We start from the raw sequence: 24,695 nt of genomic DNA on the forward strand, positions 1-24,695 counted from the left end.
GCCTGGAGGGTGAAACACTGCATGGCGCCCTATGGCAGGCGGGACTGCCCAGCACCTTTACACCCGCGCCGGTTCGTCCGGCAGCGCAACGGCGACTGCCGCTGGAAGGCCTGCGGGTCGTCGAGTTCACGCATATGGTCATGGGTCCCACCTGCGGACTTGTGCTGGCTGACCTGGGTGCGGAAGTCATCAAGATCGAGCCGGTCGACGGCGACCGAACACGCCACTTGCTTGGCGCAGGCGCCGGCTTCTTTCCAATGTTCAATCGGAACAAGAAAAGCATCGCCGTCAACCTGCACACGCCGGAAGGGGTGGAGGTGGCGCGCAAGCTAGCCTGCAGTGCAGACATCGTTGCCGAAAATTTCCGGCCCGGCATGATGAAGAAATACGGATTGGACTATGCGACGCTGAGCGCCGGCAATCCGGGACTTATCTACGCAAGCTTAAAAGGCTTCTTGCCGGGTCCGTACGAATCACGCACAGCACTGGACGAAGTGGTACAGATGATGGGAGGCCTCGCCTACATGACCGGGCGCCCCGGAGACCCACTGCGCGCGGGCACCAGCGTCAATGACATCATGGGCGGCATGTTCGGCGCCATCGGGATTCTGGCAGCGCTGATCGAGCGCGGCGCGACCGGAAAGGGACAGGAAGTTCAGTCGGCCTTGTTCGAGAACAATATCTTTCTTGTCGGCCAGCATATGTTGCAGTATGCCATTACGGGCGTCGCCGCCGCACCGATGCCCGAGCGAATTTCCGCCTGGGCGCTCTACGACGTCTTCACCGTCAAAGACCAGGAACAGATTTTCCTTGCCGCCGTCAGCGATGCCCAATGGAAGGTCTTCTGCAACGCGCTGGGCTTCACCGATCTGCTTTCACGGCCGGAACTGGCGACCAACAATGATCGCGTTCGTTTACGCCCTGCGCTGTTGGCCGATCTACGGGAGCGACTGGCTACGTATACCGCAGCTGAATTGTCCGAACTTTTTGAAAAACATGGATTGCCTTTCGCCCCTATTGTCAGACCGGAAGACCTGTTCGATGATCCACACCTTCAGGCAACAGGCGGGCTGGCCGAAATACGGCTGACTGACGGCGAGCGCGCCGGACAGATAACGCGCGCCGCCTTGCTGCCATTGACCATGACCGGCGAACGCCTGGGCGTACGCAGCAACCCTCCGACCCTCGGCGAACACACCGGCGAGGTACTCGCCGCCCTGGGCTATGGCGAGGACCAAATACAGAACCTGCTTGGCAAAAAGGCGGTTGGATAGCTTCTTGCCCATTACATTCATCACTACAAAACGAAGGAGACATCGATGACTAATTCAAATACCAATTTCAAACGACGCCAGCTGCTGCGTGCCCTAGGAGCCACCGCACTGGGGACCACCGCACTGGCCATGCCTTTTTCCATCCTCGCCCAAAGCGGCGGCTCCCGAAGCGACAGGCCGATCAGCTTCATCCTTCCCGTGGGTGCGGGATCGGGCGTTGACACGATAGTACGAGCGGCGGGCCCGGCCTTGTCCAAGGCTCTTAAGCACACCGTCGTCATTGAAAACCGGCCTGGTGCCGGAGGCATTGTCGGGACCTCGGCCGTCGTCAAGGCGGACCCCGATGGCTTTACGCTAAGCGTCGTCTCGAACAATCATGTCATCTATCCCAGCGTGTACAAGACAGTGCCCTTCGACCCTATTGCGGACATCACTCCCATAACGCTCATCGGTTCCACCCCTTTCGTCCTGGTGGTGAACCCGAAAAAGCTTCCCGTGGGCAACGTACAGGAGATGGTGGCATTACTGAAGAAGCATCCCGGCGACTACAATTTCGCGTCATCGGGCAACGGCACGGTCTTGCATCTTGCGGCCGAAATGTTCGTGGACCAAGCCGAAGCGGACGCGCGCCACATACCCTATAAAGGTGTCGGCCCAATGATTACCGATCTTATAAGCGGACAGGTGGATTTCGGCGTGCTGTCTCTTCCATCGGTAAGGCCGCATCTGACCAGCGGCAGCTTGCGCGCGATTGGCGTGGGCGGCAAGACTCGGCTTCCTTCCTTGCCGGACGTGCCGACCATTGCCGAACAAGGCCTGGCCGATTACGACATGACGGGTTGGTTCGCGGCGGTTGGCCCCGCGGGACTATCCGATGCACAGGTCAAGGAAATCTACGACGGTTTCGTGCAGGCGTTCAAAGACCCCGGCTTACAGGAAAGCATGGAATCGCAGGGCAATACCATAACGCTTGTGCCTCCGGACGAAACGGCTGCCTATTTCCGTTCGGAACTGAAAAAATACGCCGCTGTCGTGAAGCAGGCCGGCATCGCGCTGAAGTAAGGGCGCGCGCCGCTGCGGTATTATTGGCGGACTATCAAACAAGAGAGGAAAGCCATGCAATATCGACGTCTCGGCAGCAGCAATTTGCAGGTCTCGGCCCTCTGCCTGGGAACCATGATGTTTGGTGACCAGACGGATTTCGACGAGGCGCGGAACATCGTCGCCTCGGCACACGAACACGGCGTAAACTTCATTGATACCGCCGACGTCTATAGCAAGGGCGGTTCGGAGGAAATGGTCGGCAAGCTCCTGGCGGCGGAGCGCCACGACTGGATACTGGCCACCAAGCTGGGCAATTCCATGAGTCGGCAACCGAATCAATCACATTATTCGCGGCACTGGATGATCCGGGAAGTCGACAACAGCCTGCAACGCCTGGCCACCGACCACATCGATATCCTGTACATGCACCGCGATTTCCACGGCGAGAATCTGGATGAAGCCGTGCGCACCATGGGCGACCTGATCCGATCCGGGAAAATACGCGCGTTTGGCGTGTCGAATTTCAGGGGTTGGCGCATTGCCGAGATCATCCGTCTGTGCGAAAAGACCAATGTTCCACAACCCGTGGTTTGCCAGCCGTACTACAACCTGCTCAATCGCGGCCCTGAAACCGAAATACTGCCGGCTTGCGGCCATTATGGCTTGGGCGTGGTGCCGTACAGCCCCATCGCCCGCGGTGTACTCACCGGCAAATATCAGCCGGGACAGGCTCCTACGGAAGGAAGCCGTGCGGCGCGTGGCGACCGGCGCATGCTTGAAACGGAGTTTCGCGAGGAATCACTGCTCATTGCCCAGAAGCTGCAGGAGCATTGCCAGGCACGTGGCATAAAGCTGGGCCAGTTCGCGACGGCATGGGTCCTGGCCAATCGACACATTAGCGCGGTGATTGCAGGACCGCGCACGCTGGCTCAAATGGAAGATTACTATCCAGCGATCGATGTCACGATCAGCGACGAGGAAGAAGCACTGGTCGATAGCCTGGTAGCGCCGGGGCATGCATCCACCCCGGGCTATAGCGACCCCAGCTATCCTTTCTTCGGCAGGAAAAAACCGGCGTAGCCACACCGCCCGCCACCCGCGCCTCTGCGCGGGTTTACTTCGTCGGCAGTTGTCCGACCACACCTTCGACGTAGTAGTTCATCTTGTTCAAACCGGCGTCATCGATCACGCCGGACTCAAGCTGTACTTTGCCCTGGTTGTCCTTGACGGGGCCGGTAAACGGAGACAGGGTTCCGGCCACGATTTCGGCCTGTTTATCAGCAACCAATTTTTTCAAGTCGTCAGAAACGGCGGGACCGAAGCCTTCCAGGGCCACCATGTCATCCTTGATTCCGCCCCAGGTCGAGTCGGATTTCCAGGTGCCGTTCAAGACGTCCTGCGCCTCTTTCGTGAAATACTTGCCCCAATGATGAGTCACCGCGGCAAGCTGCGCCTTGGGACCAAACTGCTTCATGTCGGAATGGTAGGCAATGGCGTACTTGCCCTTTTCTTCGGCCGCTTGAACGGTGGCGGTGGAGTCGGTGTGGTGCGTAACGATATCGGCACCCTGTCCCATCAGCGCCAGCGCGGCATCGCGTTCCTTGCCGGGATCGAACCAGCTGTTCACCCAGATCACGCGCACTTCAGCATTAGGATTGACGCTGCGCATGCCGCGCGTAAATGCATTGATGCCTTGCAATACCTCTGGAATGGGAAACGCACCCACATAGCCTGCGACATTGGACTCGGTCATTTTCCCGGCAATGATGCCGGATAAATAACGAGCCTCATAGAAGCGCGCGTTCGTCGTCGCGACATTGGGCGCCGTCTTGTATCCCGTGGAGTGTACGAACTTCACGTCGGGAAATTGCCTTGCCACCTTCAGCGTAGGATTCATGAAACCGAAGGAAGTCGAAAAGATGAGCTTGTTGCCCTGCTGTGCGAGATCGCGGATCACGCGTTCTGCGTCCGCGCTTTCCGGCACGTCTTCAACATATTGCGTCTTGACCTTGTCCCCAAGGTTCTTTTCCATTTCCTTGCGTCCGAGGTCTTGCTGCCACGTCCAGCCCGCTTCACCGATCGGGCTGACGTAGACGAAACCTACTTTCAGCGGTTCCTGATCGGCGGCGTTGGCGGCCGGAATTGAAGCGATGGCGGGCAGGACCGCCAGTGCACACATGGCTTTGCGTATGAATTTTGCAGACATAAGTATCCTCAGGAGTTCGGGTTGAAGTTTTTGCCCAGCGACGCAGGCATATTCAGCCTGATCCAGCCAGCGTTGCGGGAGATTAGGACCAATACGAGTATCGTTGCCAGGTACGGCAACATGGACAGGAGCTGGGAAGCAATAGGCACCCCTAGCGCCTGCATGTGGTAGGAAAGAATCGTGATCCCGCCGAATAAATAGGCGCCCGCCAACACTCGAACCGGCCGCCAGGTGGCAAAGGTCGTTAACGCCAGCGCGATCCAGCCGCGGCCGGCGACCATGCCTTCGACCCACATGGGCGTGTACACCAGCGACATGAAGGCGCCCGCCAGCCCACAACAGGCGCCGCCAAACAGTAATGCACCCAGGCGGATGTGGCGCACGTTGTAGCCCAATGAATGCGCCGAGGTGGGCGACTCGCCCACCGAGCGCAGGATCAGGCCTGCCCGTGTGCGGTTAAGCAACCAAACTATCGCAAAGCATAATACCCATGAGAGGTACACCATGGGATGGTGCCGGAATACGGCTTCGCCCAGAACGGGGATGTCCTGAAGAAAAGGAATGCCGAAACCGCTCGATTGCAGGGTCTTGCCGACGTAACCGATGCCCAGATAGGCCGACGCCCCCGCGCCGAAGAGCGACAAGGCCAGGCCGGTGGCTATCTGATTTGCGCCCAGCCACACGGTAAGCCAGGCAAAGAATCCGGCCAGGACAGCTCCTGCGGCGGCTCCGCCAATGAATCCCAGGCCCACGCTTCCCGTGTCCACGGCAATCGCGAAGCCTATGACCGCAGCCATCAGCATCATGCCTTCGGAACCCAGATTGATGACTCCGGATTTTTCATTGACCAGCAGGCCGAGTGCCGCCAGCATCAGGGGGGTACCGGCGATGATGGCCGAAGCAACGAGCGGCGCCAATGCATCCATTATTTTCTCCAGCGCAATTTATTCTGAATCAACACATCGCAGATCAGCAGCGAGAACAGCAATATTCCCTGGAAGATTCCCGTGATGGCGCTGGGCATGCCGAGGCGGCTCTGGGAAAGCTCTCCGCCTATGTACAACAAAGCCATGATGAAGCTGGAGAAGATCACCCCAATGGGGTGCAGGCGCCCGACAAAGGCCACAATAATGGCGGCAAAGCCGTACCCCGGGGAAATCGTCGGAGTGAGCTGGCCCACCGGCCCCATGACTTCGCAGGCTCCGGCCAGCCCTGCCAGCCCGCCCGAAACCAGCATGCCGGTCCACAACGAGCGGCGTGAGGAAAACCCTGCGTAGCGTGCTGCGAGCGGGGCGAGACCGCCCACGCGTAGCTTGAACCCCGAGAAGCTGCGCGCCAGGTAGAGCCAGCCCAGCACGGCTGCAATCACGGCCAGAACGATGCCGATATGCAGGCGCGTCCCCGGCAGTACCATGGGGAGCAAAAAACCCTCGGAAAAAAGGCGGGACTGGGGGAAGCCGAACCCGTCGGGGTCCATCAGCGCACCGTGGACCAGATAGCTCAGGAGCAATTCGGCGACGTACACCAGCATCAGCGAAACAAGGATCTCGTTGGCATTGAACCGGTCGCGCAGCCAGGCCGTTATGGCGGCCCAGCCCGCCCCGCCCGCGACACCCGCCAGCAAGGCGATCGACATCAGCCAGAATCCGCCATTGCCGCCGTCGTCGAAGTACAGGATGGCAGCACCCGCGGCGATGGCGCCGGTGACCAGCTGGCCCTCGGCACCAATATTGAAGACGTTGGCGCGGAAGCAGATGGCCAGGCCTACCGATATAAGCAGCAACGGTGCCACCTTGATGCCCACTTCGGCCCAGCCTTGAAGGTCCTTGATCGGTTCCAGGAAGAACACGGCCAGGCTGGCGAAGGGATCTTTACCGACGGCCACAAAGAGCAGGACGCCGCAAGCCATCGTCAACAACACGGCCAGCACCGGCGAGAACCATGCCATCAGCAACGACGGCTTCGTGCGTGGTTCAAGCCTTAACATACGGGCTCCTCAGTGCCTGCAGGTGCGCCCGTGGAATCCCATAAGCCGCTCATCCATTGCCCGATAAGATCCTGGCTGGCTTGCGATGTTTTTATTGATGGAGACATTCGTCCTTTCGCCAGTACGACCAGCCGGTCTGAAATTTCAAAGAGCTCGTCAAGCTCTTCCGAAATGATCAACAAGGCACAGCCTGCATCGCGCAAGGCGAGAAGCTCGGATCTAATCTGAGCCGCCGCGCCGACATCCACGCCCCACGTCGGCTGTGCGACCAGTAATACCTTGGGATTGCGCGTGACTTCCCGTCCAACGATATACTTTTGCAGGTTTCCGCCTGAAAGACTGGCTGCAATGGCCTGCGCGCCCGGAGCCTTGACCTTGAAGCGCTGGATGATACCCGCAGCCAGGGACTGGATTGCACCACGATTGACCAGGCCTTTGCTGACCGTGGCGCGGGTCTGGTGCGACAACAACATATTGTGGGCCAGCGAAAGCTCGGGCACGGCCCCGCGGCCCAACCGCTCTTCCGGTACAACCCCGATGCCATGAGCTCGGCGCCAAGCCGTGGACTTGTCGCCGATAGGTCTACCGTCGAAAACCAGTGCGGTTCGAGGGGCACGGGTGTCCTCGCCCGACAATACCGCCAGCAATTCTTGCTGGCCATTACCGGACACGCCGGCGACCCCCAGGATCTCGCCTGCCCGTACTTCGAAATCGATATCGTCCAATTCCGTGGCAAACGGATGCGCCTTGGGCAGCGACAGCCGCTGGACCGACAATCGGGCTTCCCCGGCCGGACGCTCGTTGTGCGTGATAGCGGGTGGCTCGGTGCCTATCATGAGGCGTGACAGGCTGGCATCGGTCTCGTTGCGCGGATCGCACACGCCGGTGACCTTGCCGCCACGCATCACTGTGCAGGTATGGCAAAGCGCACGTATTTCGTCCAGCTTGTGGCTGATATAAAGAATGCTGCAGCCCTCATTCGCCAACTTGCGGAGGGTTTCGAAAAGCTTGTCCACCGCCTGCGGGGTCAGAACCGATGTCGGCTCATCGAGGATGAGCAATTGCGGCCGGCCCAGCAGCGCGCGCACGATCTCAACCCGCTGGCATTCCCCGACCGACAATGTATGCACATGGCGCTGCGGTTCAAGGTCGAGCCCATACTGCCTTGCGGTATCGGCAATGCGGTTTTCAATATCGTCCAGGCGAATGGTGGAAGGCAAGCCCAGCGCTATGTTCTCGGCGACCGTCAGGGTGTCGAAAAGCGAAAAGTGCTGGAACACCATGCCTATGCCGAGTTCCCGCGCTGCCGAAGGACTGGAGATGCGCATCTCCTGGCCATTCCAGAACATTTGCCCGCTGTCCGGCTTAGTCACGCCGTAGATGATCTTCATGAGCGTGGACTTGCCCGCCCCGTTCTCTCCCAGCACGGCGTGGATCTCTCCGGGCAGGACAGTCAGGTCGACGTTGTCGTTGGCGACGACCGCGGGATACTGCTTGGTGATCTGTTTCAGCGCAAGGCGGGTAGTCATAGGTGCTAACGTTGCTGCAACGCCTTTTCGATTTTCTTGTCAGTCTTGTACTGGCTTAGGGCATATACTGCCCAGATCGTTGCCGGCAGCCAGCCGACCAGCGTGATTTGCAATATCAGGCACACGATACCCGCAATGGGTCGCCCAATGGTGAAGAAGGTAAGCCAAGGCAATAACAGGGCAATAATCAGTCGCATTATTCAACACCATTTTTGTTGAAGTTTACAGAGCCTGCTATTCTAACCGCTGCTTAAATTGAGATTATCGACTATGGCTGATATTGCATCCAGCATCTGGAACACAATCGTTCATGAGTTTTCCGATATTCCCGACGTAGAACAAGCAACACGAATTCTGCTGCGCTTGTCGATGGCAATTATCCTGGGCGCCGCCATCGGATATGAGCGTGAATTGCGCGGTAAAGACGCCGGGCTTCGCACCCATATGCTGGTGTCGCTGGGCGCGGCGATTTTTATCCTGGCGCCGCTGCAAATCGGCATGCCCATCGAAGATGCCAGCCGTGTGCTCCAGGGCATCATTGCCGGCATTGGCTTCCTGGGGGCAGGCGCCATCATCAAGCTGAGCAACGATCAAGAGATCAAGGGGCTTACCACGGCGGCCAGTGTCTGGGTCGCCGCCGGCATAGGCATTGCCGCCGGAATGGGCCTGGAAGCCACCGCCGTAGTGAGTACCGCGGCGGTGCTGTTCATCCTGGTCATAGTCAGGCGGATGGAAGACAATATAGATCCGAATTCGAAGTAACCAAGCCAATATCGATCACGGACGCGGTTGGTTGGACGGCCAGCTGTCCCGCGGATTCTCGGGCTTTTGTTTTTCCTGGGCCTGATCGGGGCGCGACTTCTTTTTATCGGATTCGCCAACCACTGGCTCGCAATCGTTGGATTCGTTGGTTCCGGTATTCAGCAAGGGCAGCAAGGCGGCAAAAGGCGTCGCCACCACGCCCAGCGCTATGGCCGCCCCGGCGCGCGCGGCCAACGGGCCCACTTGCACGCCTACGTCCGGATCCTTGAGCGTACCTTTTGCGTACAACGGCGAGCGTAGCGTAAAGATGCGTAGCGATTTGTTTTCCGGTCGCACATCAAGATCGATCACTTCGGAGCGCAAATTGATGCCGCCCGTGACGTCCACAGTCGTATCCTCGGTTTCCAGCTTGAAGACCCGGATTTGCATCTGCCCATTGCGGACACCGAAATTGGCGGCGACACAGTTCAGGACCACCTGTTCGTCGCCGAACAGCTTGGCAATGACCATATTGGCCACGTTCAGGCCCGCTGCCTCCAGCAGGAAACGACTGATGGTGCCACGACTTACCAAGGCCTTGATTTCGCCATCGGCATGCCCCAGCAGCTCGGCGATGGAATTGCCTTGGCCCTTGAGCGTTGCATCGCCGTGCAGCTCGCCGAAACTGGCGTCCATGCTTTCTGCGCCCGGAAAAAGCTCTTTCAGCTTCAGATGACGCGCAGCCGTATCCATGTCGGCCTGCAGTTTCTCGCCACGGCCATCCAGGGTAATCGTGTTGCTAAGTGTTCCCCCTGCAAATCCAAAATTCAAAGAGGTGAGCGACAGCACCCGATCTTGCAGTTTGACATGCGCCTCGATGTTGTCCAGCGGCAAATCTTTATCACGCAGTATCTTGCGGCCCTTGAACTTGACGTCCGCGTCCATGGTTCCCCACGCTTTGGTACTGATGGGATCAACGGGCAAAACCTGGCCGGGCGGCGGCTTCACCACATCTTTTTTCCCTTTGTCTTTGACATCGCTGGTGTCCGCACCGATCAGCGGTCCGAGATCCTGGAGTCGCAACTGTTGTGATTCGACTTGTCCGGTGAGTAATGAGCGGGGCTTGCGTATCTGGTATTCCAATGTGCCGTTCAGGTCGCTCTCACCCACAACGCCCTTGAAGTTCTCGTACCGCCATTTGTCATCGTCGCCTTCCAGCATGCCTATGAGCCGGCCTTCCGTGCTGTATGGCGGGGTATTGGGCAGGGTGACACCGATAAGCGGGTACAAATCGGCCATGCTGTTGCCGGCGAGACTGAGCCGGACGTCGAGCGCCGCCAGTTGTTGCGGCTTGGTGACTGAACCTTCGATACCGATGGTGGTTTCCCCGACACTAACCTTGCCTTGCAACGGGAATGGATTGCCGCCCGCCCGCAACGACAGGATGTCGCCCGCCTGACCTTCACCCTTGATGTCGGCATCGTTATAGGTACCGCTGGCTTTGAATCCTATACCGTAGCCCTCCTTGCTTGCCTCCTGCAGAGTATCGAGTTCGGCGTTCATGTCGAGCTTGCTGGCAACATCGATGACATGCACCCTGGCCCGCGATAGCTGTACCTGCTGCAAGTCGAATTGCCATTTCGAAGGGGGCTGGTCTTTGGCGTCTTCCTTGGTGAACGTCCAGTTGTTGGCGCCTTCCGCATCACGGTTCAGCACTACATTGGCCTCATCGACCTTCAGGCGCGGGAGTTCAATAGTGTGATCGAGCAAAGCCAGAGGATTGATCACGACCGTCAGGTTCTTGACCTCGGCCATATTGCCCTCTAGTGTGCTTCCCTCGGGGTTTCCCACGGTAAGCTGCTGGGCGGTAATTTCCGGCCAAGGCACCCAGCCGCGCCATCCGGTTTGTTCCTTGGGACGCAACCAGTTCACGGACAAGTCGCCCTCGATCGCTACCGGCCGGTTGGCGAGCTGGCTCGCTTGCTTGTTGATCCACGGCTTGGCATGGTTCCAGTTGAATGTGGCCGCTATCAGCACGGCCAGAGCCACTATTACCAAAAGGCCGGAACATCCCCACAAGATAATTTTTATATAGCGCGGCATGTTCGCTCCCCGATTCGCCGCCCCTATCATAGGGGCAGCCATTGCTTCATTGTAGGGGGATCATTATCCGGCCCCTGATACGAAACAATACCGTGGACGACGAAATGCGGCAACCATATTGGCGCCGCAAAATATCTAGGTGCAAACAAACTACTGCAGGCCCCGGCCGGATATTTCCCGCCAGTGGCCTGCTGAAGGCCTTATGCCGCAGCCGTCTCGAGCGCCGTGGCGGGCACGGCTTCTTCATCGGTTACCGAACTGCGTATCAGATGGTCGAAGGCACTGAGCGCGGCCTTGGCACCATCGCCAGCGGCGATCACAATCTGCTTGTAGGGCACTGTCGTGACATCACCGGCCGCGAATACGCCAGGCAAGGAAGTTTGCCCTTTGGCATCGATCTCGATCTCGCCATGACGCGACAAAGCCAGGGTGCCTTCCAGCCACTCGGTATTGGGCACCAGGCCAATCTGGATGAACACGCCTTCCAGCTCGATACGGCGAAGCTCATCGGACCCGCGATCCTTATATGTCAAGGCACTGACTTTCTTGCCGTCGCCATGTATTTCAGTAGTCAGCGCAGACGTAATGATTGTGACGTTCGCCAGACTGCGCAATTTGCGTTGCAGGACAGCATCGGCACGCAAGGTTTCTCCGTATTCGATCAGCGTCACATGCTTGACCAATCCCGCGAGATCGATGGCCGCCTCGACTCCGGAGTTACCTCCGCCGATTACCGCGACGCGCTTACCCTTGAACAGCGGACCGTCGCAATGCGGGCAATAGGCCACGCCATTGTTGCGGTATTCGCGCTCGCCCGGCACATTGATTTCACGCCAGCGGGCACCCGTCGACAGGATTACGGTCTTGCTTTTCAGTACACCGCCGTTGGCCAACTTCACTTCGATGAGCTTGCCAGGCACAAGGCTGGTAGCTTCTTGCAGATTCATGATGTCGACATCGTAAGCCTTGACGTGCTCTTCCAGAGCCACGGCAAACTTCGGTCCTTCCGTTTCTTTCACCGAGATGAAGTTCTCTATAGCCATCGTGTCCAGGACCTGGCCACCGAAGCGCTGTGCCACGACACCGGTACGTATGCCTTTGCGTGCGGCGTAGACGGCGGCTGCCGCGCCAGCCGGGCCACCGCCAACGATCAGGACATCGTAGGCATCCTTGGCACTGAGCTCTTCGGCCTTGCGGCTGGAGGCTCCGGTATCCAGACGGGAAAGGATCTCTTCCACACTGGAACGGCCCTGGCCGAACACTTCACCGTTCAGGTACATGGTCGGCACCGACATGATTTGGCGGGCGTCCACTTCGTCTTGGTACAAGGCGCCGTCGATGGCCACATGCTGGATGCGTGGATTGATGATCGACATCACATTCAGCGCCTGGACAACATCAGGACAGTTCTGGCATGACAAGGAGAAATAAGTCTCGAACTTGTAATCGCCATCAAGGTTGCGTATTTGTTCGATCACCGCTTCATCGAGCTTGATCGGATGGCCGCCGACCTGGAGCAATGCCAGGACCAGCGACGTGAATTCGTGCCCCATCGGTATACCGGCAAAGCGCACACTGATGTCAGTGCCGCTGCGGTTGATACTGAACGAGGGCTTGCGTTCATTGCTGTCGTTACGCTCGGTCATCGTGATGCGATCAGACATCAGCTCGATTTCCTGTAGCAGTTCACGCAGTTCGACCGATTTGGCGCTGTCGTCAAGGCAGGCCACGATCTCGATGGGTTGCGAGATCATTTCCATATAGGATTTCAACTGATTCTTGATATTTGCATCTAACATAACGTATCGACCTTCTTGATAAGAGGAATTCTGGATGTCGCGCCACGGCTCGTAGCCTTGACGCGACGGGGTAGGTAAACTTACCTGCTTATCGCAAGCGAGCTACGCCTTAGATCTTGCCTACGAGGTCCAGCGAAGGAGTCAGCGTTGCGGCGCCTTCTTCCCATTTGGCAGGGCAAACTTCACCGGGGTGGGCGGCAATGTACTGGGCGGCCTTGACCTTGCGCAGCAATTCGGAAGCAACACGGCCGATGCCGTTGTCATGCACTTCCATGACTTTGATTTCGCCTTCAGGGTTCACGACGAATGTGCCACGCAATGCCATGCCTTCTTCTTCGATCAGGACTTCGAAGTTGCGCGACAATACTTGAGTAGGGTCGGCGATCATGGGATATTGCACTTTGCCAATTGCGGCCGACGTGTCGTGCCAGGCTTTGTGCGAGAAGTGCGTGTCGGTCGATACGCTATAGATTTCGACGCCAAGCTTCTGGAATTCAGCATACTGGTCGGCCAGGTCTTCCAGTTCGGTCGGGCACACGAACGTGAAGTCGGCGGGGTAGAAAACGAATACCGACCACTTGCCTGCAACGGACTCATCGCTTACGTCGACGAACTTGCCGTTATGGTATGCAGTGGCTTTGAATGGCTTGATTTGCGTATTGATCAGGGACATTGTGTTTTTCCTTTAAGTGGTTGAAAAACTGAACACAACGCCAGTATAGGCCAGAACTATCATTTTCCATAATTGATAGTTTTTATATTGATCATTGCTTTTGCCTATAGTCTCATCCAATTATCGCTTTCCGCGTTTCGTCCCGACACGGCGGGACGAAACGGGACAAGGCTTTAGAATGTTTTCGATAAGGCCAGCAGCGCGGTCGCGCGTCCCGTGTACTTTCCTTTCGTATTCGTATAAATATCCCGGTCTGCGTTGGTATCTATATAGCTGAGGGTCGTCGAAAAACCGTTGCCCCAATCCTTCGCAAGGCCCAATGACCAATCTGTATAGGATCCATCGTCCAGGTTGCGCACCTTTTGATAGCCCACATGGGCCGTAAGCGCCAGCCCCCAGACCCCTGTATCGAACTTTCCGGACAGATCGTAATACTGACTATTCTTGCTGTCGGGCACGCCGAACAGGTTCGTCAATGAATGCGAGTACTTGACCGTGATGGGACCGTAGCCCACGCCGACGTACAGTTCCGTCGTGTTGGGACTTGCGTAACCATCGGGGTAGCTGCCAGGATAATGATAGTGCAGCGCACCCACGTCGTAGCTCAGATCTTGCCACAGGGTTCCACGATAGCCGCCATAAACATCCATTTCAACCGCCGCCGATACATCAGGGTGTGAATCATCCAGCCAGCTAATGCTGGAATTCCAATTGCCCAAGTACAAGCCGCTGGTATGGCCCAGGTCAAATCCGCCCTGTATCGCCGGCTTGTTATTGGTCTGCATGATGCCGCGATAGCGGTATTGGCTCACCAACGATACGTTTGCGCTCAAGGTGAAGTCGGAATCCGACGTGGCGGTCGAGTCTTGACCATAAGCGGGCATCAAGGCGCCGGCAACGACCAGCATTGCCAGCGCTGCGGTAGGGCTCAAGATTGTTCTCATGACAGCCTCCGCAGAACTACCAACGCCGGCAGCACCGCCGTGCATAACAAATGGGGATGGGAATGCCTACTCATGGATCTACTCCTGGGACTGAATTACTCGCAGAATAGTGACGAGACACGGTTGACGCCGCGAGCGAATCGCATCAAACGAAAACGACTCGTCAGTCTTTACATACGCAACCCGTATGCCAGTTTCTCAGCGAAACCCAGTGAGTAGAATTGCGCGCAGGCGTGTTTGCGCTACGTTCGGGTGCACCCGCCGCGCCCCGCAATGATGCATTGCGCACATCATCCGTCGCGACGGTGCATTTCAAAGAACTGCCAGATCAGGACAGAAGCCCTTGGACCTTCCTTGGCATTGAATTTTTGACTGGCATCACCACCGCTCCAGGCATGCCCCACGCCTTTGATCAGGCATAGACGCACTACCGGCTTGCGGTTTCGAAGATAGTCCCATCGCTGATATTCCCGATGTGTGCCCCGTGCCAGCACGGTTTCCTTGCCGGCTGGCTTGGCACCCGAGCGCGCCTCTAACAGGCCGGACACAGGACTTTCCGGAGTCAGCCCATGGAGCGGCGGCTGCCAATTCACGTGCACGAACTGCTGGGCGAGTTGCCCGGCATTGCGAGGCGCGACCACATTGTCGCCTAGCCCGTGCAGGATCAGGGCGGGCATGCCGGGAAAGCGAGCCGCGCCGTCAAGCAGCGACTCAATCAACGCGGTGGGTTCATGCGAGGCTCCGCGCCGCATCGTACGCATTCCTTCAGAGGGGCTGTGCGCCTCGCCCAATGCCGCGCCCGAGTGCATGGCGACTGCGGCAAAAAGCGCGGGATGCCGCAATGCGGTCAAGCCGGCCATACCGGCGCCCGCCGACATGCCTGCGACGTACACCTTGGCGCCATCCAGCTTATGGCGCGCGACAATGCTGCTGGTCAATTCTGCAATAGCATCTGCTTCGGCACAACCATGCGCGTCGTCCGGCTGGAACCAGCGCCAGCACCGCAGCGCCTGGACACGCCTGGTTTGCTGAGGATAAATCACAACAAAGCCTTTGCTGTCCGCCAGGCGATTCATGCGCGATCCCAGCGCCATTTCGTAAGCCGTCTGCTGGCATCCGTGCAGCATGACAAGCAGGGGCATTCCGGCGACCGACCGGCCCGGGGGCCTGTACAAGCCATATGCAAGCCGGCCCAGCAGCTCAGTTCTGGAAGGTGCAGTCTTGTATACGAGGCTTTGCCATGTGCCCTTACCGCCAGGGAGCGCAGCCGGGGCTGACTTGGCTGCGACACGGCGTACAGCAGTCTTCTTGACTGCTTTCTTGCGGGCCGGTTTTACGGGCGGCCCACTCACCATCTTGACCGCTTGCCGTTGCAGGCGGGACATACGCTTGATTGTGGAGAAAAACAGGCTGCTCAACTTTTTGGCCATACGCCTCCGATTCGGTCGCGCCGCATTGAATGGCTTTGTTCGGTCTTCGGCTTTGAAAAGCAAGTTGTGTACCCGAATTCCAACGGAACCTGGCAAACTGAACCCACGCGCGAGGATGATGGAAAATGAGTTCACTGTTCGCCTTCCCTGGAACTGGCAATGGCGGCAGCCCTGATCCTGTGCGCCGCGCTAATGGCTCGTGGCGTCGGCAGCGTCTGAATCTCGACGGGTACAATTGCACTCCGTTACGTTTATGGCTGTCGCTGTGCAATGAGACAACTTATCAGCATTATGGCCGTGCTGCTTGGACTGATCCTGGCCGGACCAGTTGCGGCTGGGGATCTTATCGTATCACGCGCCATGCTCGAAGATCCAACGGGCATGCTGACAATAAGCGATGTGGCGACACGCGAATTCACGCCTGTAGCACCGTTGATATCGAAAGGTTTTTCCAAATCGGCGTACTGGATGCGCTTTCAAATTCAGCGCCCGCCGCATGCAAGCGCAGTGGCGATTAACGTAGGGCCTGCTGTCCTCGACGATATCAGGCTTTATGAGTCGGCTGACGACAATCCGCTGGAATGGCTGACGCGCGTTACAGGTGATCACCATCCCTATGGAGCTCGGGATCGCATCGGCGTTTCCCTGGGCTTTGAGGTAAATGTAGATCTACCGGTGGAAACGTTTTACCTGCGCATAAAGACAACCAGCGCCTCAGTGTTGAACGTAGAAGCCCTGGAGCCCCGCGAAGCCAAGCGACGGGACTTGGCATCCAGACTATGGCGTGACGCTTTCCTGGCGTTCATGCTATGGGCGCTGATGTGGTCGGTCGATCACTTTTTCCTGGGCCGCGAACCGCCAGTCGGGCTATTCGCTGTGTATCAAGCGGTCTACATATTATTCGGCCTGAGCGCCACGGGAAATCTTGCGCCGTTCATTCCGGCCGGACCCATTCCGTTCGGCCATTGGCTGACCAGTCTTCTCACCTGCATCGTCCCGTTTGCCTTCCTGCTGTTGAGTCGCGCGCTGTTCAGGCTTTATGCTCCGCCCGCCATTCTTATGCGCGGACTGGACATACTCTTGCTTGCTTTTTGCCTGCCATTGTTGGCATTGCTTCTCGCCGATGCGCATATGGCGCAGCGACTGAGCACTATTTTGTCCCTGGTCGCCGCTTGGTACTACGTAGCGGTGGCCCTGTCCACCCGGCAGGAGCAAACGCCAGACCGGCACTTGCTCCTCCTGGTCTACGCCGCCCTGGCGCTTCTCACTACGGAATCCATTTTCGCCAGCCTGGGCTGGGCGACGCTTACATCAACCAGCATTGACAGCGAATGGATGTTGATTGTCCACGGTTTCGCGGTCAGTTCTTTAATCGGCACACTGCTTTACATCCGGGTGCGACGACTTGGAAAAGACTCGCAAGAGGCCGCCGTAGCGCTCGCGCTATCCGAACATGCGCTCCAGGAAGAGCGCAGCCGCAAAGAGACCGCGATGCTTCATGCGCGTACCGACTACCTGACCGGCATATTCAACCGTCGCCACTTTGTCGAACTTGTCGACCACGCACTGGCTCGTGCGGTACACCACCAAGAGCCGCTGTCTCTTATGATGATCGATATCGACCATTTCAAGGCCGTCAACGACAACTGGGGACACCATGGAGGCGATCTTGTCCTTCAGAAAGTCGCGCAGCTTATTCGCGACACCTTGCGTGACGCGGATATCCTGGGCCGAATGGGCGGAGAAGAATTCGCCGCTGCATTGGTCGGCATCAATGCCGAACAAGCGCTTGATGTGGCGCAAAGGGTCCGGACGGCGATAGAAGACGCCCTGACAACAATGCCGGCGGGCCAATCTGTGCGCGTTACCCTTTCGCTCGGAATCACCGAACTGAGGAATGGGGAATTCAACCTGGATAACCTGATCCAAAGGGCCGACCAAGCCCTATATAGGGCGAAGCAGGCCGGCCGCAATCGGGTCATGGTCGGAGATTGAAACTACCGCAGCCTCAGTTGTCCGGACCTACGCGTATTACCAGTTTGCCGAAATTCTCGCCTTGAAGCAGTCCGATAAACGCCTGCGGCGCATTTTCAAGGCCATCGACCATATCTTCCCGGTACTTGATCTGTCCGGCATCAAGCCAGGTATTCATGTCACGGGCGAACTCATCGTAGCGCGAGGCGTAGTAGTCAAAAATGATGAATCCCTGGATCTTCAGCCGCTTGGTCAGCACGGCGCGCATCAGCGAGGCCAGCCGGTCCGGGCCCGGCGTCGGCGACGTTGCGTTGTAGGCCGAGATCAACCCGCACACCGGAATTCGCGCCGATGTATTGAGCAAGGGGAGAACGGCGTCGAACACCTTCCCACCCACGTTCTCGAAATAAATGTCGATGCCATCGGGACAAGCCTGCGCAAGCTGCTCGGCAAAATCGTCGGCCTTGTGGTCGAGGCAAGCATCAAAGCCCAACACGTCGACGGCATAGCGGCATTTGTCCGGGCCGCCGGCGACGCCAACGACGCGGCAGGATTTCATCTTGCCGATTTGCCCCACTGTTGCTCCGACCGGGCCTGTGCAGGCCGCGACGACCAGCGTTTCGCCAGCCTTGGGCTGACCAAGGTCGAGCAAGCCCACGTAAGCCGTGAACCCCGGCATACCTAGAATACCCAACGCATAGGATGGATGCGAAATCCCGGCATCGAGACGAACAAGGCCATCGCCGTTGGATACCGCGTAATCCTGCCAACCGCCTGTAGCCACCACCCAGTCGCCTTGCGCGTAGTCAGCATGGCGTGACGCGACAACCCGGCTGACTGTTCCGGCGCCCATGACGGCATCGATTTCCACGGGTGGCGCGTAGGAAGGCGCGTCGCTCATGCGGCCACGCATATAGGGATCCAGCGACAGATAAACGGCGCGCAGCAATACCTCACCATCCTGGGGCTGGGGAACCGGTACCTGCTCCAGGCGAAAAGCCTGGGGCGTCGGCACGCCATGCGGGCGGGATGCCAGGACGATACGGCGATTGACAGTGCTTGATTGCGTCATATTCGTGGTCCTTTAAAAACGAGAAAAATATTAATGCGACTGTGGACTGCGGGCAGGCCCCGGCCTTACCTGAATGGCGCGTCCCGCGCCCCAGCCACTGACCGCGGCGCCTAAACCCAGCAAGGCAAACAGCCAGCCCGTTACCGCATAACCGCCCGTGGCGCTGTGCAGCACGCCCACAAGCAAGGGCCCGAAAGCAGCCAGCACATACCCGAAACCTTGCGCCATTCCGGACAATTGCGCAGCCACCAGCGAGTCGGGCGACCGCAATACGATGACAGTCATGGCCATGGCGAACAGGCCGCCCTGCCCTATTCCCTGCAATATCGCCCATACCCATATGGTCGACAAGGGTGCGAACACCAACCCGAGCAGTGCCGCCGCGGCAAGGAGAGCAAGTCCTGCATTGATCATGCGTTGATCCCTGCATCGCACCGCCACGGCGGGAATAAGCAGACAAGTGGCCACCTGCATCATGATCGACACCGACACCACTATACCGGCTGTCACGCCGTCGAGCCCACGGTCCCGCAATATGGGTGCCATCCACCCCATGACACAATACGCCAACGCCGATTGCAAGCCCATGAAAAAAGTAACCTGCCACGCAAGTAGATCACGCCTCAGCCCCCCTGGCCTGCCACCCGCTCGGCCCGGCCCGTACGGGCTGCTCATAGCCCGCGGTGCCCAGATAAGGGCTACCACTGCGGCGGGCACCGCCCACACAACAAGGCCGATTGACCAGGAATCATCGAACCAATGCACCATGGGCAGCGTGAAGGCGGCGGCAGAAGCCGCACCGCCACAAAGCGCCATGGTGTAAAGCCCGGTCATGAGCGCCGCCTGCCTCGGGAAGTCACGCTTGACCACACTAGGCAGCAAGACATTGCCTGTGGCAATGGCCGCGCCCGCCATTGCCGTTCCGATGAACAGGCCATACGTACCACCCCACCCGCGCAGTGCTGTCCCCAGCGCCAACAAAACCAGCACAATAAGCAGGGTACGCTCCGGACCGATGCGTTGTGAGATACGCGGTGCCAGCGGAGCAAACACGCCCAGGCACAACACCGGCAAGGTGGTCAGGTACCCCGCTCCCGAAGAAGACAGGCCGGTTTGCCGCAGGACTTCGGGCAACGAGACTGAAAGACTGGCAAACAAAGGGCGCAGGTTGAACGCAATCAGCATCAGGCTAAGGCCCAGCAGGAATTGTCCGGCGCGGTTACGAGGCATGCGTGTATGCAAACCGCGTTCGGCGCTTTTTTCGGCAGTGGTCATGACTTCTTGATCATTATTTTGGGCCGGCCGACGATAGCCGTGCCTCTCATCATAGCGTGCACAGCCAACACTGAAACCGATGGCCGCCGTGCAGGAAGCCATCGCGCTTGTCGACCACGTACAATTCCAGTTTTCACTCCCCCTTCGAGAATCTACTATGCGCGCTATTGGAACTCCTTTATCCGCTTCGGCAACCAGGGTCATGTTGCTTGGATCCGGCGAGCTCGGCAAAGAAGTCATTATTGCGCTGCAACGGCTGGGGGTGGAAACCATTGCCGTAGATCGTTACCCCAACGCGCCGGGGCAGCAGGTAGCGCATCATGCACGAACGATCACCATGAGCGACCCAGAACAGCTCAAGGCGCTGATTGAAGCCGAAAAACCCGATCTCGTGGTACCTGAGATCGAGGCCATCGCCACGCCGATGCTTGAAGATCTCGAGGCTGGCGGCACGCTACGGGTGATACCCACCGCACGCGCAGCGCGACTGACGATGGACCGTGAAGGGATCCGCCGATTGGCGGCGGAAACACTGGGTGTCCCGACAAGTCCTTACTGCTTCTGCGATTCGCTGGAAGAGTTGCAGGCGGCGATCGACAAGGGCATAGGCTATCCCTGCGTGGTCAAACCCGTCATGAGCAGCTCCGGCAAAGGTCAAAGCAAAATCGACGGCCCCCAAGACGTTCAACAAGCCTGGGACTATGCCATGGCCGGCGGCCGGGTCAGCCACGGGCGCATCATCGTGGAAGGATTCATCGACTTCGATTACGAGATCACACTGCTTACCGTTCGCGCCCTGGGCGCCGACGGCAATGTCGAAACACATTTCTGCGAACCTATCGGTCACGCACAGGTCGCTGGCGACTATGTGGAAAGCTGGCAGCCGCACGCCATGCATCCGACTGCGTTAAAAAAGGCGCAAGACGTAGCGCGCGCCGTGACGGACGACCTTGGCGGGCAAGGCGTATTCGGTGTGGAGCTCTTCGTTCGCGGCGACCAGGTGTGGTTCAGTGAAGTCAGCCCCCGGCCGCACGACACCGGGATGGTCACCATGATCACCCAATGGCAGACCGAATTCGAACTGCACGCCCGCGCGATTCTTGGCCTGCCGGTGAGCACCGCATTGAAGAGTCCCGGTGCCAGTGCCGTGATCTATGGCGAGATCGATGCCGAAGGCATTGCGTTCCATGGCGTGGACGATGCGCTGCGCGTACCGCAGACTGAACTGCGTTTATTCGGTAAACCGGAAAGCTTTGAAAAGCGCCGCATGGGCGTGGCGCTTGCCTACGATGAAAATGTGAACGTGGCCCGCGAACGGGCCAAAGAGGCAGCACAACGGGTAAAGCCTCGCCGAGGAGACTGACCCCGCCAGGGCGGCTATTCAGCCCTGGAAGCAGTTGCCATGAATTGCAGGTAGCCCCGGGCCCGCAACTCGCATGCAGGGCATTTTCCGCAGCCATAACCCCAGTCATGCCTGATGGAACGGTCGCCCAGGTAGCAGCTATGAGTATGTTCCTGCGTCAAGGCGATGAGTTTTTGTCCACCTGTTGCGTCGGCAAATTGCCATGTTGCGGCTTTGTCCAGCCACATGAGCGGGGTTTCAATGCGAAAGTGCTGATCCATACCCAAGTTCAAGGCGAGCTGTAGCGCCTGCATGGTGTTGTCACGGCAGTCGGGATAGCCTGAGTAATCTGTCTCGCACATCCCTCCGACGAGGATGTCTATGCTTCGGCGGTAGGCCAGCGCCGCGGCATAGGTCAGAAAAAGCAGATTCCTGCCCGGCACAAAGGTATTGGGCAAACCGTTATCGGCAAACGCAATCTCTTTTTCCGCGGTCAAGGCGCAATCAGACAATTGCCCCAGCAGGCTGAGGTCCAGCACATGGTCGTCGCCCAGGCGCCCGGACCACTCGGGAAACTGGTTTCTCAATTCGCGAAGAACGTCTTGGCGACATTCCATTTCGACAATATGGCGCTGTCCATAGTTGAAGCCTATGGTCTCGACATGCGTGTAGCGGGCAAGAGCCCAGGCCAGGCAAGCCGTCGAATCCTGGCCGCCGGAGAAAAGTACGAGTGCGCGTGACATGCTGGAGAATTCCAATCAGGGATAGTTCTTCCACTGAATTGTAGTTCACGGGCCCGGCCATTTTATCTAGCCCTTGAACTTCTCCCGCAAGCCGGCGCACGGGTCGGGACGAGCCTCAGGCGGCATCACAATATTCCGGTCGAACATATCGATGGGAGCCTCGCCTTCGGTAAAACCCACGGCCAGCGTCTCGAATTCGTTCAGCCACCTGGGCACTCCCTTGTCACGGCGAACGTGTCCATTACCGGCCAGCAACACTACCGGCACGGGCCTCGCTGTGCCGCCAGACCAGGCAGCGCGACGCATCAGCAAAGCCATCATGGCGTCCCGCGCAATTTGCGCCGTAGCCATGCCTGTATGCAGCTCGGTGGGGAGCATGCCGCAATGGCCGTCGACGACTTCCCTGACTTGCTCCCGCAGCAAGGCAGGATCGGGGCCATGCTCCAGACCCAGCTCCTTCAGTTCCTCCGGCGCAAATACGGCCGTCAGGCCCGATTTCATCACGCGGCTTGCATCCGACCGTGAAAGATTGGCGGCAAGTAACGGCAGGCGATGGCGCAGGGCCAGCTCGATCACCGGCTGGTAGTAAAGCCAGTTCCACTGTGTCTGGGCCGGCGATGCCGCCGCGATGACACACTGGGCATCGGTGCATGTTTTCAGGGCTTCGTTCAACGGCGCCTGGAATTCACGATCAAATTGTTCCATGGCAATTACCGGTCGCCATCCCGCGTCAATGGCGTCGGCCAGTGCTTCCCTGCGCAAGTCGTGTCCCTTGGCGTTGTCGTGAACTTCGCCCAGGAGACTCTGCGAATATCGTGGCAACGCTTGCGCAAGCTCCGCGACGTCAGTGTATGCGTATGGCTGGGATGCGCATGCAGTAAGCGCGACCGCCAGCGCGCCTGCGAGGACGTGGCGCCAGACCCCTTGCCGGCAAGCGTTGAACGGGTACGGCACTGGCTTTTTCAGCATCAGAAATAACCTGGACGAGTCAACATTCATCGCATTATCACTTAGACCACGCGTTCCGCACACCGCTAAGATGGTTTCCTGTGTCCACCGGTGAGTGGCGGCGCAATATCCTCCAGCGAACGACATTCCGCCGCCACGGCGAATCGCAATGCGATAAAACCGGCGACGATCACCAGGAATGCGGCAAAGCCATATCCGGCAGCGACCGCAGCCGCCTCCCCGCTATCGATCAAAGCACCGAAAAGCACGGGCCCCACCACTCCTCCTACACCGGTACCGACAGCATAAAACAAGGAGATGGCCAGAGCACGCATCTCCAGTGGAAACACTTCACTGACCGTGAGATAAGCCGAGCTGGCCGCCGCCGATGCCAAAAAGAAAACGGCCGACCAGCAAATGGCCTGGCTGCGGGCATCGAGCCAACCCTCGAGAAAGGCCCAGCCCGTCAGTGCAAGTCCCACGCCTGCCAGGATATAAGTCAGCGCGATCATCTTACGCCGCCCGACCTTGTCAAAAAACGGTCCGAGCACCAATGGCCCCAGGACATTACCCAACGCAAACGGGAAAATATAAAGCCCCACACGGGTGTCGGGCACGCCGTAGAAGCGTGTGAGCACCAGGGCATACGTGAAGAATATCGCGTTATAGAAAAAAGCCTGGGAGACCATCAAGGCCAGGGCCACTGCGCTGCGGCGCCGGTACGTGTGCACGAGCACGTGCATGATTTCACGAAGCCGTGGCGCAACACCCGCTCCAAGCTGAATATGGGCACTGGACGGCACCGCGAGAAGCGGCCCGTGCTCCATGGCAACGCGAGATTCGATATCGGCAACGATACGTTCGGCTTCATCGGCCCGGCCATGCACCATCAACCACCGCGGGCTCTCCGGTACGTCACGGCGGACCAATGCGATCGCGAAGGCCAGCATGGATCCCAGAATGAAACCAAGCCTCCAGCCCCACTCGACCCTCACGATGGATTCGTCCAGCAGCACCAGACTCAAGCCTGCACCTAACGCCGCGCCGAGCCAGAAGCTGCCGTTGATGGCAAGACTGACCCGCCCCCTTACGCGCGCCGGCACCAGTTCGTCGATGGCCGAATTGATGGCGGCATATTCTCCTCCTATGCCCAGTCCGGTCGCGAACCGGCACAGGATGAAAAACCACGTCTCGGTGGAAAAGCCCGTTGCCAGCGTCGCGATCATGTAAACGGCCAGGGTGATCAGAAACAGTCTCTTGCGACCCAGCAGGTCGGCCAACCGTCCAAAAACCAGTGCACCGATTACCGCCCCGCCAATGTACAGCGACCCTGCCCATCCTACTTCTGCAGCGGTCAACCCCAATGTCTCGGGCCGCTCCAGAATGCTGCCGAACGAACCGACAAGGGTCACTTCAAGGCCATCGAGCATCCAGGCGACGCCCAGCGCAATGACGATTCGCCAGTGCCAGGCCGACCAAGGTAGCCGGTCCAGGCGCGCCGGGATATCTGTGTAGGTGCCGGGTGAAGCTGGAGCGGGAATGGTGGTAGCAACCATGCAGGATCTCCTTGGCGCCGCGTCACTGCCAAAGACACCTATCCGGCCGGGACGC

At 58.6% G+C, this 24,695-nt stretch carries 21 protein-coding genes; 6 read left to right on the top strand and 15 right to left on the bottom strand.

Annotation, left to right across the window (positions count from 1 at the left end; translation table 11 throughout):
- Positions 1–44: 44 nt before the first annotated feature.
- Genes CR159_RS21795 through CR159_RS07525 form a run of 3 tightly spaced genes read left to right on the top strand, consistent with a single transcriptional unit; the run spans position 45 to position 3,398 of the window.
- Positions 45–1,274: a CaiB/BaiF CoA transferase family protein gene (locus CR159_RS21795; RefSeq protein WP_255398746.1), complete on the top strand. Its 1,230-nt coding sequence runs from the start codon at positions 45–47 to the stop codon at positions 1,272–1,274.
- 45 nt (positions 1,275–1,319) lie between these two features.
- Positions 1,320–2,336, top strand: a complete 1,017-nt coding sequence (locus tag CR159_RS07520) for a Bug family tripartite tricarboxylate transporter substrate binding protein (RefSeq protein ID WP_102073405.1) — start codon at positions 1,320–1,322, stop codon at positions 2,334–2,336.
- 54 nt (positions 2,337–2,390) lie between these two features.
- Positions 2,391–3,398, top strand: a complete 1,008-nt coding sequence (locus CR159_RS07525; RefSeq protein WP_102073406.1) for an aldo/keto reductase — start codon at positions 2,391–2,393, stop codon at positions 3,396–3,398.
- Positions 3,399–3,432: 34 nt separating this feature from the next.
- Here the strand turns inward: CR159_RS07525 and CR159_RS07530 are convergent, their stop codons facing one another.
- The 5 genes from CR159_RS07530 to CR159_RS07550 are packed head-to-tail and all read right to left on the bottom strand — an operon-like array spanning position 3,433 to position 8,237.
- The gene (locus tag CR159_RS07530) at positions 3,433–4,524 is read right to left on the bottom strand and encodes a BMP family ABC transporter substrate-binding protein (protein WP_102073407.1); all 1,092 of its coding nucleotides are present in this window, start codon (positions 4,522–4,524) and stop codon (positions 3,433–3,435) included.
- An 8-nt stretch (positions 4,525–4,532) separates the two neighbouring features.
- Positions 4,533–5,450: an ABC transporter permease gene (locus CR159_RS07535; protein ID WP_102073408.1), complete on the bottom strand. Its 918-nt coding sequence runs from the start codon at positions 5,448–5,450 to the stop codon at positions 4,533–4,535.
- The gene (locus CR159_RS07540) at positions 5,450–6,511 is read right to left on the bottom strand and encodes an ABC transporter permease (RefSeq protein WP_102073409.1); all 1,062 of its coding nucleotides are present in this window, start codon (positions 6,509–6,511) and stop codon (positions 5,450–5,452) included. The genes CR159_RS07535 and CR159_RS07540 overlap by 1 nt, the downstream gene beginning before the upstream one ends.
- Entirely contained in the window at positions 6,505–8,040 is a 1,536-nt protein-coding gene (locus tag CR159_RS07545) for an ABC transporter ATP-binding protein (protein WP_102073410.1), read from the bottom strand. The genes CR159_RS07540 and CR159_RS07545 overlap by 7 nt, the downstream gene beginning before the upstream one ends.
- A 5-nt stretch (positions 8,041–8,045) precedes the next feature.
- A complete protein-coding gene (locus CR159_RS07550; protein ID WP_102071601.1) occupies positions 8,046–8,237 on the bottom strand; it encodes a YqaE/Pmp3 family membrane protein in 192 nt (63 codons plus the stop codon).
- Between the two features lie 73 nt (positions 8,238–8,310).
- Between CR159_RS07550 and CR159_RS07555 the strand changes: the two genes are divergently transcribed.
- On the top strand, positions 8,311–8,802 hold the full coding sequence (locus tag CR159_RS07555; protein WP_102073411.1) for an MgtC/SapB family protein: 492 nt from the start codon (positions 8,311–8,313) through the stop codon (positions 8,800–8,802).
- A gap of 15 nt (positions 8,803–8,817) precedes the next feature.
- On the opposite strand, the gene CR159_RS07560 is transcribed toward CR159_RS07555, so the two are convergent.
- From CR159_RS07560 to CR159_RS07580, 5 genes are all read right to left on the bottom strand, one after another.
- Positions 8,818–10,884 (bottom strand): AsmA family protein, encoded by a 2,067-nt coding sequence (locus tag CR159_RS07560; protein WP_102073412.1) that lies wholly within the window; start codon positions 10,882–10,884, stop codon positions 8,818–8,820.
- Positions 10,885–11,084: 200 nt separating this feature from the next.
- Positions 11,085–12,683 carry an alkyl hydroperoxide reductase subunit F gene (gene ahpF, locus CR159_RS07565; protein WP_102073413.1) on the bottom strand — a complete coding sequence of 533 codons (1,599 nt, stop codon included), beginning with the start codon at positions 12,681–12,683 and terminating at the stop codon, positions 11,085–11,087.
- A gap of 109 nt (positions 12,684–12,792) precedes the next feature.
- Entirely contained in the window at positions 12,793–13,356 is a 564-nt protein-coding gene (gene ahpC / locus CR159_RS07570; protein WP_102073414.1) for an alkyl hydroperoxide reductase subunit C, read from the bottom strand.
- A gap of 173 nt (positions 13,357–13,529) precedes the next feature.
- On the bottom strand, positions 13,530–14,300 hold the full coding sequence (locus CR159_RS07575; protein WP_102073415.1) for a TorF family putative porin: 771 nt from the start codon (positions 14,298–14,300) through the stop codon (positions 13,530–13,532).
- A gap of 290 nt (positions 14,301–14,590) precedes the next feature.
- Positions 14,591–15,730: an extracellular catalytic domain type 1 short-chain-length polyhydroxyalkanoate depolymerase gene (locus tag CR159_RS07580; RefSeq protein ID WP_102073416.1), complete on the bottom strand. Its 1,140-nt coding sequence runs from the start codon at positions 15,728–15,730 to the stop codon at positions 14,591–14,593.
- A 270-nt stretch (positions 15,731–16,000) separates the two neighbouring features.
- Here CR159_RS07580 and CR159_RS07585 point away from each other — a divergent pair, with 270 nt between their 5' ends.
- Positions 16,001–17,725: a diguanylate cyclase gene (locus CR159_RS07585; protein WP_102073417.1), complete on the top strand. Its 1,725-nt coding sequence runs from the start codon at positions 16,001–16,003 to the stop codon at positions 17,723–17,725.
- Positions 17,726–17,738: 13 nt separating this feature from the next.
- Here the strand turns inward: CR159_RS07585 and curA are convergent, their stop codons facing one another.
- Together curA and CR159_RS07595 are read right to left on the bottom strand one after the other, a co-directional pair.
- A complete protein-coding gene (gene curA, locus CR159_RS07590) occupies positions 17,739–18,776 on the bottom strand; it encodes an NADPH-dependent curcumin/dihydrocurcumin reductase (RefSeq protein WP_102073418.1) in 1,038 nt (345 codons plus the stop codon).
- Positions 18,777–18,806: 30 nt separating this feature from the next.
- Positions 18,807–20,051: a CynX/NimT family MFS transporter gene (locus tag CR159_RS07595; RefSeq protein ID WP_102073610.1), complete on the bottom strand. Its 1,245-nt coding sequence runs from the start codon at positions 20,049–20,051 to the stop codon at positions 18,807–18,809.
- Between the two features lie 157 nt (positions 20,052–20,208).
- Here CR159_RS07595 and purT point away from each other — a divergent pair, with 157 nt between their 5' ends.
- Positions 20,209–21,414 (top strand): formate-dependent phosphoribosylglycinamide formyltransferase, encoded by a 1,206-nt coding sequence (gene purT, locus CR159_RS07600; RefSeq protein ID WP_102073419.1) that lies wholly within the window; start codon positions 20,209–20,211, stop codon positions 21,412–21,414.
- 14 nt (positions 21,415–21,428) lie between these two features.
- Here the strand turns inward: purT and queC are convergent, their stop codons facing one another.
- From queC to CR159_RS07615, 3 genes are all read right to left on the bottom strand, one after another.
- Positions 21,429–22,136, bottom strand: a complete 708-nt coding sequence (gene queC, locus CR159_RS07605) for a 7-cyano-7-deazaguanine synthase QueC (protein ID WP_102073420.1) — start codon at positions 22,134–22,136, stop codon at positions 21,429–21,431.
- Positions 22,137–22,202: 66 nt separating this feature from the next.
- Complete coding sequence (locus CR159_RS07610; RefSeq protein ID WP_102073611.1) at positions 22,203–23,105, bottom strand: ChaN family lipoprotein; 903 nt, start codon at positions 23,103–23,105, stop codon at positions 22,203–22,205.
- A 65-nt stretch (positions 23,106–23,170) separates the two neighbouring features.
- Complete coding sequence (locus CR159_RS07615) at positions 23,171–24,640, bottom strand: MFS transporter (RefSeq protein ID WP_102073421.1); 1,470 nt, start codon at positions 24,638–24,640, stop codon at positions 23,171–23,173.
- Positions 24,641–24,695 lie beyond the last annotated feature (55 nt).

It is taken from the genome of Pollutimonas subterranea (assembly GCF_002849655.1).
Taxonomy (GTDB): Bacteria; Pseudomonadota; Gammaproteobacteria; order Burkholderiales; family Burkholderiaceae_B; genus Pollutimonas; species Pollutimonas subterranea.

Bases quoted from the DNA above. Each gene is read 5' to 3' on its own strand.
- CR159_RS07520 (WP_102073405.1), top strand. From the start codon at position 1,320: ATGACTAATTCAAATACCAATTTCAAACGACGCCAGCTGCTGCGTGCC.
- CR159_RS07525 (WP_102073406.1), top strand. From the start codon at position 2,391: ATGCAATATCGACGTCTCGGCAGCAGCAATTTGCAGGTCTCGGCCCTC.
- CR159_RS07530 (WP_102073407.1), bottom strand. From the start codon at position 4,524: ATGTCTGCAAAATTCATACGCAAAGCCATGTGTGCACTGGCGGTCCTG.
- CR159_RS07535 (WP_102073408.1), bottom strand. From the start codon at position 5,450: ATGGATGCATTGGCGCCGCTCGTTGCTTCGGCCATCATCGCCGGTACC.
- CR159_RS07540 (WP_102073409.1), bottom strand. From the start codon at position 6,511: ATGTTAAGGCTTGAACCACGCACGAAGCCGTCGTTGCTGATGGCATGG.
- CR159_RS07545 (WP_102073410.1), bottom strand. From the start codon at position 8,040: ATGACTACCCGCCTTGCGCTGAAACAGATCACCAAGCAGTATCCCGCG.
- CR159_RS07550 (WP_102071601.1), bottom strand. From the start codon at position 8,237: ATGCGACTGATTATTGCCCTGTTATTGCCTTGGCTTACCTTCTTCACC.
- CR159_RS07555 (WP_102073411.1), top strand. From the start codon at position 8,311: ATGGCTGATATTGCATCCAGCATCTGGAACACAATCGTTCATGAGTTT.
- CR159_RS07560 (WP_102073412.1), bottom strand. From the start codon at position 10,884: ATGCCGCGCTATATAAAAATTATCTTGTGGGGATGTTCCGGCCTTTTG.
- ahpF (WP_102073413.1), bottom strand. From the start codon at position 12,683: ATGTTAGATGCAAATATCAAGAATCAGTTGAAATCCTATATGGAAATG.
- ahpC (WP_102073414.1), bottom strand. From the start codon at position 13,356: ATGTCCCTGATCAATACGCAAATCAAGCCATTCAAAGCCACTGCATAC.
- CR159_RS07575 (WP_102073415.1), bottom strand. From the start codon at position 14,300: ATGAGAACAATCTTGAGCCCTACCGCAGCGCTGGCAATGCTGGTCGTT.
- CR159_RS07580 (WP_102073416.1), bottom strand. From the start codon at position 15,730: ATGGCCAAAAAGTTGAGCAGCCTGTTTTTCTCCACAATCAAGCGTATG.
- CR159_RS07585 (WP_102073417.1), top strand. From the start codon at position 16,001: ATGAGACAACTTATCAGCATTATGGCCGTGCTGCTTGGACTGATCCTG.
- curA (WP_102073418.1), bottom strand. From the start codon at position 18,776: ATGACGCAATCAAGCACTGTCAATCGCCGTATCGTCCTGGCATCCCGC.
- CR159_RS07595 (WP_102073610.1), bottom strand. From the start codon at position 20,051: ATGACCACTGCCGAAAAAAGCGCCGAACGCGGTTTGCATACACGCATG.
- purT (WP_102073419.1), top strand. From the start codon at position 20,209: ATGCGCGCTATTGGAACTCCTTTATCCGCTTCGGCAACCAGGGTCATG.
- queC (WP_102073420.1), bottom strand. From the start codon at position 22,136: ATGTCACGCGCACTCGTACTTTTCTCCGGCGGCCAGGATTCGACGGCT.
- CR159_RS07610 (WP_102073611.1), bottom strand. From the start codon at position 23,105: ATGCTGAAAAAGCCAGTGCCGTACCCGTTCAACGCTTGCCGGCAAGGG.
- CR159_RS07615 (WP_102073421.1), bottom strand. From the start codon at position 24,640: ATGGTTGCTACCACCATTCCCGCTCCAGCTTCACCCGGCACCTACACA.